General features: G+C 45.3%; 10 protein-coding genes and 1 pseudogene. 6 read left to right on the top strand and 5 right to left on the bottom strand.

The features are described 5' to 3' along the window. The first annotated feature begins 4 nt into the window (after positions 1 to 4). Positions 5 to 8,599 (top strand): non-ribosomal peptide synthetase, encoded by an 8,595-nt coding sequence (locus tag PSI22_RS10330; protein WP_273579673.1) that lies wholly within the window; start codon positions 5 to 7, stop codon positions 8,597 to 8,599. Between the two features lie 79 nt (positions 8,600 to 8,678). On the opposite strand, the gene PSI22_RS10335 is transcribed toward PSI22_RS10330, so the two are convergent. From PSI22_RS10335 to fepD, 3 genes are read right to left on the bottom strand one after another with little or no spacing between them, the layout of a single operon-like run. Further along, entirely contained in the window at positions 8,679 to 9,482 is an 804-nt protein-coding gene (locus tag PSI22_RS10335) for an ABC transporter ATP-binding protein (protein ID WP_273579674.1), read from the bottom strand. A 36-nt stretch (positions 9,483 to 9,518) separates the two neighbouring features. Further along, positions 9,519 to 10,550: a FecCD family ABC transporter permease gene (locus PSI22_RS10340; protein WP_273579675.1), complete on the bottom strand. Its 1,032-nt coding sequence runs from the start codon at positions 10,548 to 10,550 to the stop codon at positions 9,519 to 9,521. Positions 10,551 to 10,566: 16 nt separating this feature from the next. Next, the gene (fepD, locus tag PSI22_RS10345) at positions 10,567 to 11,613 is read right to left on the bottom strand and encodes a Fe(3+)-siderophore ABC transporter permease (protein ID WP_370689019.1); all 1,047 of its coding nucleotides are present in this window, start codon (positions 11,611 to 11,613) and stop codon (positions 10,567 to 10,569) included. A 168-nt stretch (positions 11,614 to 11,781) separates the two neighbouring features. Between fepD and entS the strand changes: the two genes are divergently transcribed. Next, the gene (entS, locus tag PSI22_RS10350; RefSeq protein WP_273579676.1) at positions 11,782 to 13,047 is read left to right on the top strand and encodes an enterobactin transporter EntS; all 1,266 of its coding nucleotides are present in this window, start codon (positions 11,782 to 11,784) and stop codon (positions 13,045 to 13,047) included. Positions 13,048 to 13,080: 33 nt separating this feature from the next. Here the strand turns inward: entS and fepB are convergent, their stop codons facing one another. After that, entirely contained in the window at positions 13,081 to 14,127 is a 1,047-nt protein-coding gene (gene fepB / locus PSI22_RS10355) for a Fe2+-enterobactin ABC transporter substrate-binding protein (protein ID WP_273579677.1), read from the bottom strand. Between the two features lie 162 nt (positions 14,128 to 14,289). On the opposite strand from fepB, the gene PSI22_RS10360 reads away from it, so the two are divergent. Together PSI22_RS10360 and PSI22_RS10365 are read left to right on the top strand one after the other, a co-directional pair. Then, positions 14,290 to 14,586 (top strand): hypothetical protein, encoded by a 297-nt coding sequence (locus tag PSI22_RS10360; protein ID WP_273579678.1) that lies wholly within the window; start codon positions 14,290 to 14,292, stop codon positions 14,584 to 14,586. A 455-nt stretch (positions 14,587 to 15,041) separates the two neighbouring features. Beyond that, positions 15,042 to 15,954: pseudogene (locus PSI22_RS10365) on the top strand (IS701 family transposase); the annotation flags it as partial. Between the two features lie 334 nt (positions 15,955 to 16,288). Here the strand turns inward: PSI22_RS10365 and PSI22_RS10370 are convergent. Beyond that, positions 16,289 to 17,446 carry an MFS transporter gene (locus PSI22_RS10370; protein WP_038246012.1) on the bottom strand — a complete coding sequence of 386 codons (1,158 nt, stop codon included), beginning with the start codon at positions 17,444 to 17,446 and terminating at the stop codon, positions 16,289 to 16,291. A 471-nt stretch (positions 17,447 to 17,917) separates the two neighbouring features. On the opposite strand from PSI22_RS10370, the gene PSI22_RS10375 reads away from it, so the two are divergent. Continuing rightward, positions 17,918 to 18,310, top strand: coding sequence for a chorismate mutase (locus PSI22_RS10375; RefSeq protein WP_273579679.1), 393 nt, complete (start codon positions 17,918 to 17,920; stop codon positions 18,308 to 18,310). Positions 18,311 to 18,351: 41 nt separating this feature from the next. Further along, entirely contained in the window at positions 18,352 to 19,836 is a 1,485-nt protein-coding gene (locus PSI22_RS10380) for an FAD-binding oxidoreductase (RefSeq protein WP_273579680.1), read from the top strand. Position 19,837 lies beyond the last annotated feature (1 nt).

Below are 19,837 nucleotides of genomic sequence, written 5' to 3' on the forward strand. Positions count from 1 at the left end.
ACACGTGTCCAGTAGATTACAAGAGGTTGAGGTTAAAACAATAAATTTGACGCTACCACTGGTTGCTGCCCAGCCAGGGATTTGGATAGCCGATCAACTCGCTAACCCACGTAACATATTTACCATTGCACATTATATTGAAATTAAAGGGATATTAGACCAGCCATTATTTGATGCCGCTCTTCGTCAGGGATTGTCTGAAGCTGATACGATCCATGCCCGATATTTCCTGAATGAAGATGGAATACCGGTACAACAGATCCCGCTTTACTGTGACCCACAGCAAGTCATTGCCCCTGAATGGATTGATTTTTCCAGAGAGCCGGCTGAACAGGCTGAAATAGCATCACATACATTGATGCAGGAGGATCTCTCGGCTGAATTACCCGCAGATGGAGAACGTGCGCTGTACCGACAGGTGGTAATGAAGATTGATGAGCAACCTGAACGCTGGTTCTGGTATCAACGCTTTCATCATCTCATGCTGGATGGTTTCAGTTTTGATGCACTGACTCGTCGGATTATTCAGATTTATAACGCCCTGAAAACTGGACATCAGCCCGCTGAAACTCCTTTCTGTTCCTTTACTCAGGTGGTGGAGGAATATCAGGATTGGCAAAGTTCGCCGGCAAAAGCAAAGGCAGCGGCATTCTGGCAAGAATATTCCCGTGAGCCGGGTGCCTGTGTCTCTCTTTCAGTTGAAGATATTGCTGCTTCGGGGAACACCTCGCCTTTATATTATCACTGTCATTTTCCGGCAGCTCAGCTTACGTCATTAATGGCAGAGGATTCACTACGTCAATTTCAACCTGCTGAAATTGCCATGGCTGTACTCGGCATCTATTTCTACCGCATGTGCGGAGAAAAGCATCTCTCTATTGGTTTTCCGTTTATGCGGCGTATGGGATCAGCCGCGCTTTGCTCTACCGGCCCTGTGGTTAACCTGCTACCGTTACAAATCAAACTGCAGGACAGCATGACACTGGCCGATGTCGTGAAGGCTTTTGTGGCAGAAATAAAACAAATCCGCCGTCACCAGCGTTATGACGCCGAACAGCTACGCTGCGATTTAGGGTTATCGGGAAGCAGCAATCTGCTCTATGGCCCTGTTTTTAACTATAAAATATATAACGATACGCTGAAATTAGACGGCAGGCCGATTACGACTCATACACTCGCCACGGGGCCAGTAGATGATCTGGAATTTGAATTGAATTTCCAGGATGACGTTCTTCACCTGACCTTCATTGCTAATCGGACAAAATATAGCGAACAGAGTTTACGCTGGCACAGTGAACGCATCCGTTATCTATTAGATCAACTGCTCATTCAGCCGAAACAACCGATTGCTTTTATACCGATGATTCCCCCACAGGAACAACAGCGTCTTGATGACTGGTCCCGCGGACCATGCGTAACACCGCCATCAGGTAGGGTTTCTGTGCTTGATTTCTTCTTATCTCAAGTGAAACAGCAACCAGATACCTTAGCTGTCCGTTGTGGTGATCAACAACTTAGCTATCATCAATTAATGGCAAGAAGTATGCAGCTTGCGCGCCTATTGCTGGCGCAGGGTATTGGTGCCGAAGATGTGGTCGCGATAGGTGTACCCCGCTCAGTAGATTCGGTTGTCGCGATTCTGGGGGTATTAGCCAGTGGCGCGGCTTACATGCCACTTGATCTCGATTATCCGCGGGAACGCTTACAATTAATGAGCGATGATGCTCAACCGGCACTGTTGCTAACCTGCATTAATACACTGCCACAAATGCCTGATATACCGAAGGTAATCTGTCTGGATGATCATCAGATACAGGAGCGGTGTGCCAGTCTATCTTCCCTTCCTGTCACCGATGAAGAAAGGCGTGAAACGCTGCGGGGCGAACACCTTGCTTACATCATCTACACCTCTGGTTCCACGGGCAAACCCAAAGGGGTGATGAGTACACATGGTGGGTTGTTGAATTTGCTGGCTTCCCATGCTGCACGGTTGTTTGGGCCAGTTATTGACAATTTTCATCTTCAGCATCAACGGCGTATGCGCGCCGGTCACACCGCCTCTTTCTCATTTGATTCGTCCTGGGAGCCGCTGTTCTGCATGATGTTAGGCAGCGAACTTTATATCTTTGATGAAGAGTTGCGGCGAGATGCCTGGGGTGTAGTACAGCAAATGAATCAACTGCCTGTTGACCTCATGGATATTACCCCATCGTTTTTGACTCAGCTTATTGACAGCGGTTTGCTGGAAGAAGGCAATCACCAGCCAGCGTTTATTATGATTGGGGGTGAAGCGGCGACACCCCGATTGTGGGAGCTGTTGAAGCAATACCCGCAAATGAATATCCATAATTACTATGGCCCATCAGAATATACCATCGACACGCTGGGAGCCAATATTCAGGTCGCTGATCAACCTGTTATTGGGCGGCCCGTTGCCAATACTGATGTTTGGCTTCTGGATAGTCATCTGCAACCTGTGCCGGTTGGTGCCGTGGGGGAACTTTACCTTTCCGGGCCAGGCATTGCCCGCGGTTATCTGCGCCGTCCTGATTTAACCGCGGCGCGTTTTGTCGCCAATCCATTCAAGAATGGTGAGGTGATGTATCGTAGTGGCGATCTGATGCGTTGGCGGCCAGATGGGCAGCTTTCATTTGTTGGCCGAGTGGATCACCAAATTAAAGTACGCGGTTTTCGCGTTGAGTTAGGAGAGGTAGAGAATGCGTTGGCCGCTTTACCTGAAGTCAGCTCGGCCGTGGTTATTGCAGAACCCATGGGAGTCACATATCGGCTGATTGGCTATTGCTCGGTTCCTGATAATAAACTGCGAGCCTTAGCAGATATTTCTGCACGATTGCTGGCTGAACTGGCAAAACAGCTACCTGATTATATGGTGCCTGCTTTATTGGTGATATTGGAAGAGTTGCCATTGACAGTCAATGGTAAGGTGGATCGCAAGGCACTGCCCAAGCCACAACAACAGCATTTTTCTATGGGGCGGCAAGCTGAAAATGAAAAGGAAAAATATATTTGTGAGGCGTTCGCAACCTTATTAGGAATGGAACAAGTCAGTGCAGATGATGATTTCTTTGCGCTTGGAGGCGACAGTATCTCTGCAATGTCACTGGGAACGCAATTGCGTCGTGTTGGCTGGCAGCTTCGTCCACGAGATATTTTCAGTGAACGGACACCCGCGCGTATGGCTCTGAAAATGTCTCCGGTCGCTATTGGCAAGCGAACATCTAGCGCCAATAAGATATCTAAACCAGTACAAATCGGCGAGATCGATCACTTACCTATTTTGCATTGGTTTGCAGAATCTCATGGCATCAATACCCGTTTCGCCCACGGTGTATTCATCCGCGTACCGACTGAATTACGGCCAGAACATTTATCATCAGCCCTCCTCGCTTTGAGCCAGACTCACCCGGTACTTCATGCTGTTACCCGCAATAATCGCCTTATTCTCGGTGAAAAACCTGTACTGGCAGACGGATCGTATTACAGCGTTATACCCACCCGCGGTCATATAGAAACGAGTGCAGAACAGGCTTTCCATGAGGCGGTGATGCGCCTGGATCCGGCCACGGGTCATTTATTCCATGCCTGTTTACTGCAACAAGATGAAGAAACTCAGGGATTAGTATGGGTTATTCATCATCTGGCAACGGATGGTGTGTCATGGCGAATATTACTGGATGAACTGCAACAGGCGGTAGAAGCTGCCATAGCGGGTAAAGCAATCGCTTTGCCACCGGAAGAGTACACATTGTATGACTGGAACCTCCAGCTAGGTCAAAATTTAGCAAGCCGTGCCGGAGAGCTGTCTTTCTGGCAAGCCATGCTTGACAAAAAAATTCCCCTGCTAGGAAAACGCCCGTTGGATGCACATCGGGATCGGCAAGTCGCTGTCCGTGAGCAACGAACACTATTAACCAGCAAACAGACCACGGCATTGCTGGGAGCGTTGCCGCAGCAGTACCATGCCAACATCGAAGAGATGTTATTAACGATATTTGCCATGGCCTGTAACCAATACTTTGGTGTCAGCAAATTACGTTTCCAATTAGAGTCGCATGGTCGCATTGAATTGGAGGATGACGTTGATTTAGCACGAACCGTTGGCTGGTTAACGGCGGAATATCCCGTTGTGCTGACGTTGCCACAGGCAGAACACCAATCCACAGAAATCGCTGCCGAAAACCCTTCAAAAATCGTACGGGCAGTGAAAAGCGCCCTGCGTACAATACCCGATCGTGGCATAGGTTATGGCCTGCTGCGTTATCTGGATCAAACTGGCCGACAAGTATTAACCCAACAGGCTACGCCAGAGATCTTATTTAACTATTTGGGGCGTTTTGCTACGACTGATAACTTATGGGCGCCACAGCGAACTGAAAACCTGTTCCGTGATACTTTTGCTGTTTATCAAGATCCGCAAATGTCCCCCAATCATAGCTTGGAAATCAACCTGTTTGTTGATGAACAGGGAAGCATTCCGCAGTTAGCGATTAACTGGCAATGGGTAGATGGCATCTTCAGCGAACAAGACATCTCTGAATTACAGCGCGGCATGGAATGGGCTACCGACTACCTAATCAATTTTGCCCGACAGCAGCCACAGCAGGCGGCCGCGACGCTGGTTGCCGCAGAAATTGTTTTACCAAGACTTGAAGAAAGTGATCTGACGCAACTGACTGAACGTTATGGGCCTTTGACGACTGTGTTACCGCTGTTACCGCTGCAACAGGGGTTACTCTTTCACGCTCAGACAGCAACAGACAAGGGTAATTATAATTCACTCACCCGCCTTTCTCTGCATGGGCCATTAGATCGGGTTAAACTACGCCGGGCACTGTCTGGCCTGATCCGCCACCATCCTCAGCTTGCCGCACGTTTTGATACTGAGCAAAGTGCTTCTCCTCTACAACTGATACCCCTTTTATCAGAGGATAGCGAGATTTGGCCGCTTGATTTTTATCAGCTCCCCGAATTATCTGAGCAGGAAGAAGAGGCGGCATTATTAGAACTGGAAAGAACGGAACTGGCTCGCGATCTTTTCCACCAGCCTCAAGCCATGCTGCATGCTTTACTGGTGTGTCACGGCGAAGGTTCACGTTATACGTTATTGTTGAATATTCACCATCTCGTCGTGGATGGCTGGTCAACACCTATCTTGATACAAGATCTTTTAACCTTGCTGAATCAAGGTGAACAGGCGTTATCTGTACCCAGAGTCAGTTATCAAGAGATCGTACATCAATTGGCGGCACGAGAAACGGCAGCGGCGCGCCAATGCTGGCAAGATGTGCTGAAGGGCGTCCAACCGACCAAACTGTTCAGCGATCAACCCCATAACGGTAACGTGAAAGAACTTGATATCGTGCTCAAACCTGAAATGGAACAGGCACTATTCAGCTTATGTCAGCAACGTGGTTTGACACTCAATACGCTGATGCAGGGGATCTGGTCTGTTCTGCTCAGTATACACAGTGGCTCGTCCGATGTGGTTTTCGGTTCCCCCGTGTCTGGGCGATTTGGTCAGATTGAAGGGTTAGACCAGCATGTTGGGCTGTTCAGCAACACGCTGCCGGTTCGAATGACGCTGGATATCACGTTACCCCTATTGCCTCAGTTGGAACAATTGCAGGCACAGCAGATCCAGTTGATTGAACACGACAATATCGGTCTGGGTGAAATTCAACATATTGCGGGGACAAGTACGCTTTTTGATACCTTATTGGTAGTGGAAAATTATCCAGAAACCGATACTGAATCAGATTGCACCCAAACGATCATTTGTCAGCGGATTAATAACCGTGGTTACACGCATTATCCCTTAACCTTGCTGGTTCTGCCGGGTAAGCGGCTGCGTTTATTAATGGAATATCGGGAATGTGTCAAACAACCTGAATTATTGGCTCAACGCATTCTTCTCCTGATTCAGCAACTGCTTGAGCAACCCGATACGGCTCTGCAGGATTGGATTTTACAATCACCGGATGAAGCTGCATTGATTACCGAAGTGAATCGGACACACCATGAAATCCCTTCTGGTACACTCCACCAGTTTGTGATTGAACAGGCTGAAAAAACGCCTGATGATTTAGCGTTACTGGATAACCAGCATCACCTGACTTATCGGCAAATGCGTGTTCAGACCCGTCTATTAGTTGATCGTTTAATTGAAGCAGGGGTTCAGCCCGGTGATATTATTGGGATTGCTTTACCCCGTTCAGTAAGACTCAGCCTGGCATTACAGGCGATACTGGAAGCGGGAGCAGCCTGGTTACCCCTCGATACCGGTTATCCTGATGATCGTTTGGCGATGATGCTGGAGGATGCCCAGCCACGGTTAGTCATTACGGAAAGTGAACTTCAAGCGCGTTTTGCTCATCAGGCTCCTTTGCTGGTACTGGATCAGTTGGCGGATGAAAATCAGCAGCCGGTGCATCCCGCAGCACAAGTGACGCCACAGCACACGGCTTATATCATTTATACCTCGGGTTCAACCGGACGGCCAAAAGGTGTGATGGTCAGCCATCAATCCATTGTGAACCGTCTGTTATGGATGCAGGATGCTTACCCACTTACCCGGGATGATGTGGTTTTGCAGAAAACACCATGCAGCTTCGATGTTTCTGTCTGGGAATTTTTCTGGCCGCTGATGACAGGCGCTAAACTCGTGATGGCTCCACCTGAAGTGCATCGCGATCCAGAAGCGCTAATGCAGCTTATTGATGACTATGCGGTGACGACGCTGCACTTTGTGCCATCCATGTTGGCGACGTTAGTTGACTCATTGGCATCATATCAGCAAAGTGCGTTATTCTGCCCTAGCCTGCGTCGGGTGTTTTGCAGTGGTGAGGCGTTATCCTGTGAACTGGCTCGCCGCTATCAAACATTCATCACTGCACCTTTACATAATCTCTATGGGCCAACGGAAGCGGCAGTCGATGTCACATGGCAGCCGGCTTATGGTGAGGCATTAGATCACTGTACAGGTTCAGGTGTGCCTATTGGCCGACCGGTATGGAATACCCAATTGCGTATTTTGGACTCTTGGCTGCGTCCGGTTCCTGTTGGTGTAGCGGGCGATCTCTATCTCTGCGGTATTCAATTGGCGACGGGCTACCTGAACCGGGCTGATTTGACGGCCAGCCGTTTTGTGGCTGATCCTTTTGCCTGTGGCGAGCGCATGTATCGAACTGGCGATATTGCCTGTTGGCTGCCGAATGGTGAAGTGGAATATCTTGGACGCAGTGACGATCAATTAAAAATACGGGGTCAGCGTATTGAGCTGGGAGAAATTGAACAGGTTCTTCTGGAACAGCCCGGCGTCGCTCAGGCGGCGGTTGCTGCGTGTGAATTAGGCAAAACAGCCAACACTGTTAGTGATGCAGATGCCCGCCAGTTAGTTGCCTGGTTAATTCCTCAACCCGATGTTTCACTGGATACAGAGGCATTACATCAAGCACTTACCCGGCGATTGCCTGCTTATATGCTGCCGGTCAGTTATGTACTTCAGGACAGTTTCCCATTAAGCGCCAATGGGAAATTGAATCGCAAGGCACTTCCTATGCCACAGAAACTCACTACTGGGCGCTTGCCTGTGGCAGGTCTGGAAAGCCAAATGGCAGCCCTTTTTGCTGAAGTTCTGGACTGCGACACCGTTTGGGCTGATGATGATTTCTTTGCGCTGGGTGGCCACTCACTGTTAGCTATGCGCTTGGCCGCAGAAATACGCCGCCGTTTTAATCGGTCTATTTCTATTGGTCATATCATGGTTGCTCGCAGCGTCGAAAAACTGAGCGCATTACTGTCTGATGAGAATAGACAAAATTCCGCAGAAAATCGTGGCTTGGGGGAAGTGTTCCCACTAAGAGACGGGCACGGCCCGGCACTATTCTGCCTGCACCCTGCATCTGGCTTTGCCTGGCAATATAGTGGGCTGCTGCGTTATTTAAAAGGCGACTGGCCGATCATTGGACTACAGTCACCTCGCCCGCTGGGCGTTATTGCCGACTCTGATAGCCTTGAAGATATGTGTACACACCATTTAGCGACATTGCGGCAGATCCAGCCACATGGCCCTTATTACCTACTCGGTTATTCGTTAGGCGGGATGCTGGCTCAAGGCATGGCTGCGCGCTTGCGCCAAGAGGGAGAAGAAGTGGCTTTCCTCGGATTATTGGATACTTATCCACCGGAAGGCCAAGACTGGACTGTCTTAAGTGAAGAAGAAGCCAAAGAAGAAGCTGCGCGTGAACAGGCCGAATTTATGGCCGCCACGGAAGATGAGCGTGATCCCCTGTTGCGTGCTGAAAAGCAGGCCATGTTCGCCGAAATTGTGGCTAACTATAAGGATTCTGTTCGTATCCTTTCATCAGCCGCCAATCAAAAATATGATGGCGAAGCCATTCTGTTTTCGGCAACACGCACATTGCCTGCTGATATGGATGTTGCAGCGACATGGGCGCCTTGGATCCGGCAGTTAAGCATCTATTGGCAAGATTGTGAACATGCGGATATTCTTTCGCCAACATCACTGAAACAGTTAGGGCCATTGCTCAATACACTGTTGAAAACGCATCGCGATTGAAAAAATACCTAGCTTGAAACATTACCTAAAAATCCCGTCATCATTCATTGGTGATGGGATTTTTTCTTTTTAACGGTTTTTAAATGTCTTTTACCGAATGGTAGCGGCCGCAGGGAATAACCAGGGGCGTGTGGGAAACCGGATCTTCAATGACAACACAAGATAAGCCAAACACCGATTTGATCAGTTCTGTACTGATAATATCCTGAGGCTTACCCTGTGTAACAATCTGCCCTGCCTGCATAACGATTAAATGATCCGCATAGCGGCATGCCTGATTAATATCATGCAGTACTGCAACAAGGGTGTGGCTGCTTTCCTGATTAAGTTGCAGGAAAAGATCCAGCAGGTCAATTTGATGAGCAATATCGAGCCAGGTTGTTGGTTCATCAAGAAACAGTAAAGGAGTTTGCTGGGCTAATACCATAGCTACCCAGACACGCTGCTTCTGCCCTCCTGATAATTCATCAACATAGCATTCAGCTAATTGTGCAATCCCTGTGGCTTTCATCGCCTGAGCCACGGCAGTTCTATCATCCAGACTCCATTGGCGCAGCAGGCTTTGATGGGGATAGCGGCCACGGGCGACTAGCTCGGAAACCGTGATATTTTCCGGCACTATCGCTTGCTGGGGCAGTAAACCTAACTGACGTGCCAACGCCTTAGTCGATATTTGTTGAATATCTTTTCCATCCAGCAAAATATGACCGTGATGGGGCTTCAGTAAACGACAAAGCGCACGCAGCAACGTAGATTTGCCGCAGGCATTTGGGCCAATGATTACGCTGAACTGTTTATCCGGAATACTGATACTTAAATCTTCAGCAATAATTTTTCGTTCATAGCCTAATGTCAAATGTGAAGCGCTGAGGCGATATGTCATCGATAATTACTCTTTCTGTTTACTGTATGATTGGCATTATTGGCGAGCTTCCCGAATAAGAAGCCAAATAAGGTAGATACCACCAATACTGACGGTGACAGCACCCACAGGTAGCTGCACATTTGAAAAAGTATGCTGCGCAACTAAATCAGCAGTTAACAATAGCAAGGCACCTGTCATAGCAGCAGAAAACAGAGGAACATAGCTTGTACCTGTTAATCTTCGGGCAATTTGCGGTGCAGCAAGGGAAATAAAGGATATCGGGCCTGTCGTTGCCGTCACGACAGCAGTCAGAAGGATGCCATAGAGAATAAGCTGCATACGGTTAGTTTCAACATTACAGCCCAAGGCGCTGGCTTTATCATCCCCCATTTCCATTATTTTCAGCGACTTTGCCAGAGCAAAAGCGCCGAAAGTCAGCAAAGGAATGACAAACAGGGCTGAAGCAGATTTTTGCCAGGTGATGCCGTTAAGCGAACCGTTGCCCCAAAGTGCCGCACTCATGACATGTTCCAGCGAACCCGTTACGATAAGCCAAGTATTGACCGCTGTCAGCATGGCACTGATAGCAATCCCCACAATAATCAGGCGGAAACCGTGGATACCCTGGCGCCAGGCGAGTAAATAAATTAAGGCAGCCGTTAATGAACCGCCGATCAGCGCGCCCAGGGTCATTTGATAATAACCGCCATTTAGAAAAATCAGAGTAATCAGTACACCAGTCCATGCGCCGGTACTGAACCCCATAATATCGGGACTGCTCAAAGGGTTGCGGATGACAGACTGAAAGATGACGCCACTTATCGCCAGTGCGGCTCCGACCACCAGCGCAATGGCAACACGGGGCGCTCGCCATTGCGTGACGACAGCAATAATGCCGGGATCACCTTCACCTTGAAAAGCCTGCCAGATTTGCCAGAAGGGAAGTTTCAGCGTTCCGTAATAAACAGCGAACAGCGCTAATAACATAATTAAAAATAGCTGGAGAGTATTCACCAGTAGAACCCGAAGGGGAATGCGGCCATTTATCCACCCTTCTGGATTCCCGACTTGCAACATTTTCGGCATGAAATCTGTCTCCTGCTCAATATTTACGCTTACGTACCTGCCAGATCAGCACGGGCGCACCAATAAAGGCCGTGACGATTGATACGCGCAGCTCACCGGCAACCAGTAAACGCCCGACGATATCTGCACTAAGTAATAACACCGGAGCCATGAGTAATGAATGCAGAATGATCCAGCGCTGGTCTGGGCCACACCACCAGCGCGCGATATGTGGGATCATCAATCCAACAAACCCGATCGGGCCAGCCAATGCGGTTGCCGTTCCACATAACAGCATAATGGCTATGATGGCTGAAACTTTTACCCAGAGGATTTTGACGCCTAACGTTGTTGCGATTTCTTCCCCCATACTCAACGTATTGAGCGGCCTTGAAATCAATAAGGTGAGCGCACAGCCGGTAAGAATGAGCGGAGCAACAAGGAGAGTAACCTGTAAAGATCGGATATCCAGCGTACCCGCCTGCCAGATGCGTAATTGATCGAAAGTTGAAGGATTGAGCAGGGCAATATTGGTAGTGACCCCGGTTAACAGAGCGCTAATCGCGACTCCCGACAGTATTAAGCGTACAGGATTGGATTTATCACCAGACTGCATACTGATTAACCAGACCGCCAGGCTGGCAAGAAAAGCGCCCAGACAGGCCACGCTAACTTTTGCCATAACACTGCTTAAGCCAAATAATGTGATTGCCACTACGATGGCAAAGCTGGCTCCTGCGTTGACACCCAATATGCCCGGGTCTGCCAGAGGGTTACGTGTCAGTGCCTGAATTAATGCCCCCGCGCCACCTAATGCCATCCCGACCAAAATACCGACAAGGGTACGAGGCAGGCGCGATTCGAGAATAATGATGCTCTCATTGTTATGCAGCTCACCGGTTAAACTATTCCAGACGGTCTCAGGGGCAATATATTTACTGCCTAATAACAGACTCGCTATAGAAAAAATAATGAGGAGTAATAAACAGATTATGGGACCTGTTAACCGACGGGTACGATAAGTATGAAATTGAGGCAAGGGTTTTGAAGAGGTTATCTCACGATGCATTGGGGCAGCAGGCATAACCGGAAAGACTCCATTCGTTATTGATTGTGATAATCATTTGTATTGCCATTATCATTAACGGTCGATATGCTAGCACAGCTTTTTCTGGAAACATATTTATATTGCGGCAATTAAGCTGCGAAGATCACTTATTTCAATTCCTGTTTACGTACTGCATGGAGCATCATGGCTAAGTCATCAATCCTGCTAGACTTCAGTTTACTTAAAAATAATGCACACTTCCGCGCTATCTTTATCGCCCGTATGCTATCTGTTTTTGCATTAGGAATGCTGACAGTGGGCGTCCCAGTTCAAATGCAGTCTTTGACCGGTTCTACCTTGCAGGTGGGGATCGTGGTGGCATTGGATGGGATCGGCATGTTTATCGGATTGATGCTGGGCGGAATACTGGCCGACCGCTATGACAGGCGTAAACTGATTCTGTTTGCCCGTGGCACTTGTGGCTTGGGTTTTGTTGCATTAAGTTTTAATGCGTTTTTGGATTCCCCTTCACTGTTTGTACTCTATTTTCTTTCCGTCTGGGATGGGTTCTTTGGCGCTTTAGGCATGACCGCTTTAATGGCGGCGATCCCAAACTTAGTTGGCCGGGAAAATCTAGCTGCGGCGGGTGCCTTGAGTATGATCACGGTTCGCATTGGTGCCATTCTTTCCCCCGCATTAGGGGGGCTTATTATCGTTGCCAGTGGGCCGGGCTGGAACTTTGCCATTGCCGCAGCAGGGACTTTGGCTACACTGATCCCACTGGTGAGGCTGCCAAAAATGAAGCCACAGTCAACCCTGCAAGAGCATCCACTCAGAGCGTTAGTGAGTGGTGTACGATTTGTCTGTCAGCATAAAATCGTAGGCAGTGTGATATTAGTCGGTATGTTGATCAGCATGGCGGGGGCAGTTCGCATCCTTTTCCCTGCGTTATCTCAAGAGGTTTATCACCAAGGTCCTTCCGCGACAGGTTTGATGTATTCAGCCGTTCCTCTGGGTGCCATGCTAGGAGCATTTACCAGTGGCTGGATAGGACGAAGCGCCCGACCCGGTCTTCTGCTCATTATTTTTGCGCTGGGCTCTTTCCTCGCATTATCCCTGCTCGGTGTCATGACGCATATTGTCCCGGCATTACTCGCATTGGTGTGTTATGGCTACCTGAATGCTTTTGCTTCCTTATTGCAGTTTACACTCATCCAGAGTCATACACCGGATCACTTATTGGGGCGGGTGAATAGTTTTGTCACGGCACAGGATGTTACCGGTGATTCTATGGGAGCGTTGGGATTAGGCGTCATGGGACGTCTGTTATCTCCTCTCATCACGGCGCTTTCATTTGGTTCTTTTGCGGCAATTACCTGTCTATTGCTTGCAGCACTGGTAAAACCTCTGCGCCATTCTACTCTGCATGATAATGCCGCATCATTAGAGGGCGGTGCCTCTGAAAAGTGAATATGATGCAGCAATCTTTGTTTTTTGAACCGCCTAATTTTTTAATTCTTGATTTGAGAAATAGTGTTCAATGCGATCAAGCATATTGTTTGCACTGTAATAGTCTAAGCGGAAAGTATCCGGCCCCATCGCATAGAGGCGTTGAGTACTGACAGCAGGCAGGTGCTGTAAAAAAGAGTTAGCATTCACAGCTTGAATGGTGCTGTCATTGGTAGCGAATAGCATAAAGGATTGGCCGTTTAAACCATCTGCTAACCCTTCAGCAGAAAGCTGAATGATATCTTCACGTTTGCCCATACTGGTTTCTGTTTTCAGGCTGGTCGGTAATGTGGCGAGTGTAAAACCTAATTGATGCAATAATTGCCCTTGCGCAGATGATGGCGTCCAAAGATTGACACCTCTCCCATCAGCATAATAGACAAATGCAGAAACAGGATTCGGGGGTAAGGTGATATCTTGTTTCACTTTCTGCAAACGTTGCTCAAAGCGCGCGATGATTTCCCCGGCACCAGCTTCATTCCCGGTTATTTGCCCAAGTTGCAGGGCAAGCTGTTGCCAGCTCTTATCGCCATAATCAATAACCAGTATGGGTGCAATGGTTGAGAGTTGTTCATACAGTTTCATGGCTGAATCCCCTCCCGTCGCTGAAATAACAATCAGATCTGGCACCATAGCCGCAACAGCTTCGGCATTGGGTTCACTGATATAGAGAAGCTTTACACCTCGTTCATAAGCAACTTTGGCCCATTGAATAAAAAAGCCTTGGCTATCAGCCACATCAGTATTTGGGCCTGTTGCGCCTGAAGCGATTAAAGGGGCATTGATAGCCAGCAAAGTGCCACTGAGCGTCACGCTGGTAGAAACAATACGCTTAGGAGGTTGTGTTAATGTGAGAGGACCTTTTACTGTTTCGAAGGTTCGTGGCCAGCCCGCCATGCTGGTGGTTTCCCCAGAAGGTTGAGGATGTCCGGCTTTAACTTCTGTCGATTTTTTATCACAGCCACTGGTAAGGATTAGTGCGATAAAAGCAAAAATAACGGTGATTAATCGGTAATAGGAAAAAGTAAATTTGCACTGCATTTTTAATTTCCTTAATCATCAGAGCATAAATGGAATTCTGGCATGGAAATACCCAAAACTTTCATTCGACCTATTTGAATAAAGGGAAAGAGTACATTCTATCCAGAAGTAAGGGACACATAGCGCAACCATAAATGAAAATGGGAATTATTACTATTAAATATGATCATATTTTACAGAGGCTTACCCATTAATTCTATAGCGGACTGCGATGTTGATATCACCCTGGTTTCCACCATTCAGTCGTTTTCCCGGAGTGAGGATATCGGCAAGAGCTTTAGTGCATTTTCAACGTTGGCCAACACTGCTGAAGCTGCATCAGGATTATTGTCTGGTCTGTTTGCGATGATTGGTTTGCTCTCCTCCTTTATTGGCATGTCCTTTTTAATCGCTCTTACAGGGCTGATTGCCATGAAGCGAATACATGGACAACCCACCCCGGAAAATCATAACGAGTAATAAAATAGCCTTCAAAAATAATGAGGAGCATGCTACGTGGGAATATATTGCTTAAAAACATAGACCTTCTTATTAAATAGGTATTTATCTAAATTTTTTATTTTAAAATTAATTACTATTTAAGTTATTTATGCCAACAATCTTTAATTATAAATGGAAAATTTAACGGAAAATGTTTTATTAAATTTAAGCTACTTGTTATTGTTATGAAAAACCAAGAGCTCGAAATATTCATCACGCATTAACCATTCCTATTTTTACGTTTTTTGGTTTTCTTTTTATTATCTCTGCATACTTCTAATTGAACGTTTATTATGATCTAAGTTGTATCGTTCTCAAGTTAGACTAAATAAAAAAGGCCTGGGAATTATTTTACAATGAGATTAAGTATTACAGCCGTAATCCATATTGTGCCATGATGAGGCTCTTCTTCCTTAAATAAAAGGCGGTGTCACATGCCATCCCCTGCCAAAATCTGGGAACAGGCGCCACAGGCATTACATGCCCGTCTGGCGCCCTTATTTCACTATACCGGCCCACGACAACGCAGTCTCGCCTATCTTCGGGGGATTGCTCAGTGATGTTGAACGTAAGAATAGCTGGCAACTAGCTGAATGGATGGGGGAAAGTACCCCCGATGGGATTCAATATTTGCTGGAACGCGCTGATTGGGATGTCGATATGGCCCGCGATATCCTGCGGGATTATGTGACTGAACATTTGGGCGATGAGCAGGGTGTTCTCATCATTGATGAGACCGGATTTATCAAAAATGGATGCCATTCTGCCGGGGTACAGCGCCAATATAGTGACACAGCAGGACGCATAGAAAACAGCCAGATAGGCGTATTTCTTTGTTACGCCGGCAACGGAGGGCATGCCTTTGTTGACCGGGCATTATACCTGCCTCGCCAGTGGACAGATGCCCGTTCCCGCGGTGAAGCTGCGGGTATCCCCGCCAGCGTCACTTTTGCAACGAAACCCCAGTTAGCCAGGCAGATGCTGGAACGAACATTGGATGCCGGCGTTCCCTGTCGCCGGGTGACCGCGGATGAAGTTTATGGCCGTGACCGTCGTCTAAGAGTCTGGCTGGAGTCCCGATACCAGCCCTTCGTGTTAGCTATTCCCTGCAATACCCTCTTATGGTGGCGAGGGCCAGAGTATATCCGTGCTGAGCGTATTGCCGATACCCTGACCACCGCTGACTGGAAAATACGGTCAGCGGGAACGGGGACAAAAGGGGAATGTGGGCTGGATCATGACGAAGTGCGGCGATGCCAGAGTTGGCACCGACATATTACCTTGTCGTTACTGGCCCATGCAGTCCTGACGGTTCTGCGGGTACAGGAGAAAAAAACACCGATAGGCCGGGTTCCGCTCAGTGTAGCGGAACTGCGTAAGCTGCTGTCAAAGCTGATGGAAAAAGCGGGAAAGACAATCGAACAGATTTTACATTGGTCAGACTGGCGACGACGGCATCAATACCGGGCGCAACAATGTCACTATCGCCGCCGGGGAGATCATCGGCTTACAGAGCAATTACGGCTGTAGTACTAAGTTGTCAGAAAATTTTATGCACCCACTTGAATTGAGTCAGTGTCCATATATGTTTTTTAATGGAAGCACCATCTATCTTGACAGAGTAGGATAACGTTTCACCCTACTCGATTTGTTGAACATTATCCTCACTATTGTCCAGAGTCTAGCCAATATTATTATCTATTTTACTCTTAAGATAGATGCTTAAAAATGCCGTAACCGTAAATATGATACTAATAAGAACAACGGAATGAACACCTAAATAAGATACTCCCCATCCACCTACCATGGCACCTACTGTGATTCCTAAATTTGAAAACGATATATACAAACTATTAGCAAACTCAGGTGCTTCATTGGCTTCCTTCATAAGCCATGTTTGGCTGATAACGAGCCCTGCTGAATGTAACGCTCCCCAAAAAAAAATCAATATCAATATAGCTATTGGGGAAAAACCCAGAATCCAAATAAAAACATATAGTAACGTCAACAAAATAGGATATAACTTCGTTGTTTTTATAGCATTTTTTTGTAGAAAGGTGCTAAAAATAAAATTACCAAATATTCCGCTAACACCAAACAAAACGAGAAATACACTAATAGTGTCATTATCAAGACGTGTGATTTTAGCAAGATAGTCTGCAATATAACTAAAATTTGCGAACATTGCAGAGAATACGGCCGTTACTGTAACAATTGTTAACCATAATTTTCCATTGCGTAATATAATTAATTGACTGGAAAAGTTAACTTTTTTTGTAGAGATAGAAGAAGGAATAAAGAATAAAATACCTATAAAAGCGAGCAAACAAGATATTGAACCAAAATAAAACGCAGCGCTTAATGATAAATGTTCTGCGATAAACGAGCTAACCGGCATGCCTAATACCAATCCTACAGCAACCCCGGCGAAAACTTTCGCCACTGCTCTTGGGCTTTCCTCTTTAGCTACTGAATTGGCAGCGACGACGAGCGCCACAGCAAAGAAAGTGGCATGAAACAATGCTGGCAATATTCTAAAGAACAAGATTAAATTAAAGCTGCTTGTTGTGGCATAGATAAGGTTAGAGATAACAAATATAAGAAGGATTGTAAGAAGAATGTACTTTTTATTATATCGCGATAGTAGTAATGTGATGAATGGCCCTGTTATAGCAACAATGACAGCATAAATACTGACAAGAAAACCGACTTGTGTAGGTGTAACGTGAAGTTGTGACCCTAATTGTGGTAGTAGGCCGATTACTGCTACCTCAGTGGTAATCACTCCAAAGACAGCAATAGCCAAGACAAGCAATAGCATAACATTCTTATGTATCATAAATATTCCTAGATAGATTCATATAAAGCATGAAACGTTAAACTACTTTGAAAATGCTTTCAACAATATCAACTACAATAAATACCATCATGGTAATATGATTATTTAAATAATATTTTATTGCACTTAATTTTTACACGTTCCACCATTATATTTTAGTAAAATAAATTTATACTGAAAATTATTGTTTTGTATAAAATCTTCAGGTTTAATATGTGATCATTGAGTGTTAATATATTGAAAAACAAATAATTAACCAGAAGTTAAAATTAAAGTAATTTAATATGGAAATAATTTATTTAACTATAAGTCATTAAGATTATACTTATTTTATAATCTCAGAGATAAAAATATAATAATTTATTGACTTGAAGTTTAACCATGGTATACAGTTGTCTCGCAATTTTAAATATGTAAATTAAATAATAACCGTAGTGTCGTATTATTAACACTAGATTGGTAGGGTGAAATATGTCTTATACTCAGATAAAAACCACACCTCCGTTAATCAAATTAGTTGCTATTCGTGGTGCAGTTCAAGTCGATTTTGATACAGCTGAAAGTATTACTTCAAATACGTTATTAATTATTGATGAAATTATGTCTAAAAATAATTTATCAATTACTGATTTTGTAAGTTTATTTTTTACTATTACACCCGACCTTACCAATGAGTTACCTCCTTTGGTACTCTACGACTCTGGAATAAAAATTCCATCTTTATGTGCTGTAGAAAATAAAACCAGCATCATGATACCTCGAGTTATTCGAGTAATGGCTCATGTACAATGGCCTTATGGTGAACGACCGTATAAACATATTTATCTTCCAGGTACAGCGCCTTCAAGGCCATTTTCTGAGTAAGGAAAATTGTCTTCTATTTCACATTAATGGAACTAAAGATTATGGATATAATAGAAAAAAAACAAAGTGATGCTTGCTCCTTGAATAATATCATATTAGAACTAAAAAAGATAGTCGGTGAAACATATATTCAAATTAAATTCAATGAAATATCAACTCTTACCTTGGGAAGAAATGTAAGTTTATTTGCGCCAAAAAATGTTAACGCTATTGTTAAACCTGGTTCGATCAATGAAGTAGTCCAGATTGTCCATCTAATGAATAAAAATAATCCAAAATTAGGATTACATATAGTCAGTTCTGGATATAATTGGGGGTTGGGATCTAAAGAACCTGTCAGTGAAGATGCTATTATTGTAATTCTAGATAGATTAACAGAGATCCGAGAAATAAATATCGAAAATGGATGGGCTATAATCGAACCTGGTGTAACACAGCTAAATTTAGCTAAGCTATTAAAAGATAGTTCACGAATGCTAAACGTGACAGCTTCCTCTGGGCACACAAGTGTGGTAGGTAATATTCTGGAGCGTGGAGTTGGATTACGTCGCCAAAGAACTGACGACTTGTTAGGACTAGAGGTGATAACCCCTGACGGTGAAAAAATTAAAGTCGGATGGTGGCCACACGCAGAGAGAGAGACTGCATTTAATACATTTGGACATGGTCCTTCATTATTGCACCTTTATACTCAATCTAATCTTGGAATAATAACTGGAGCTGTAGTTCGCTTATTACCTAGACCACAAAAACAAACTGTTTTGCATTTACGATTTCTTAGGAAAAAACTGTTAGGCGCTGTCAATTTGTTCAGAGACTGGTATGCACAGGAGATGGTCTCTGGTGTATTAAAAATCTATGACACTGTTTCTACTGAATCTTACGGCGGCTCGGTGGATGAACATCTCACCTTGATATGCGTGTCTGGTAATCATAAGAAAGTGGAAGCCACTATATCTATATTGTTTGAAGAAGCCAAAGACAGTGGAATATTTACAAAAATAACTCATTCAAATGAAATTAGTTCAGACAAAAATGACTTTGTTTTACAAGTTGTAGAACATGCTTATGCTGGTGATCCTACATGGAATGAGCATATGCTTCGTGCGGCTACTGGGCAAAATGCTAATGAGGTAGATAGTAAAGGTGGTGGTTGGATTTTCTTTTTAGCTTTTATACCGTTCAAAGGAGAAACTATTGTCGAAGCTCTATCTATTATTGATGATATTTCTAACCAAACAGGCGTCAAAATTGGTACAACTGTAAATGCGTTATCTTCTGATGTTATAGACTTAGTTATTTCAATAAAATTTCCACCAGTAAAAAATCAGATAAGTAAAGCACATGAAACTCTAGATTTGATTTATGAACACTTTACTTATAAAGGATTTTATCCTTACCGTTTAGACATTAATCACACTCATTTTCTTGAACAGTATTATTCACAAACTGAGCGTGAAGTTAATAAAAAGTTGAAGAGTATACTAGACCCTAATGGAATTATTTCCACCGGGCGTTATTTTTAAT

The sequence above is a fragment of the Xenorhabdus aichiensis genome, assembly GCF_028598775.1.
Taxonomy (GTDB): domain Bacteria; phylum Pseudomonadota; class Gammaproteobacteria; order Enterobacterales; family Enterobacteriaceae; genus Xenorhabdus; species Xenorhabdus bovienii.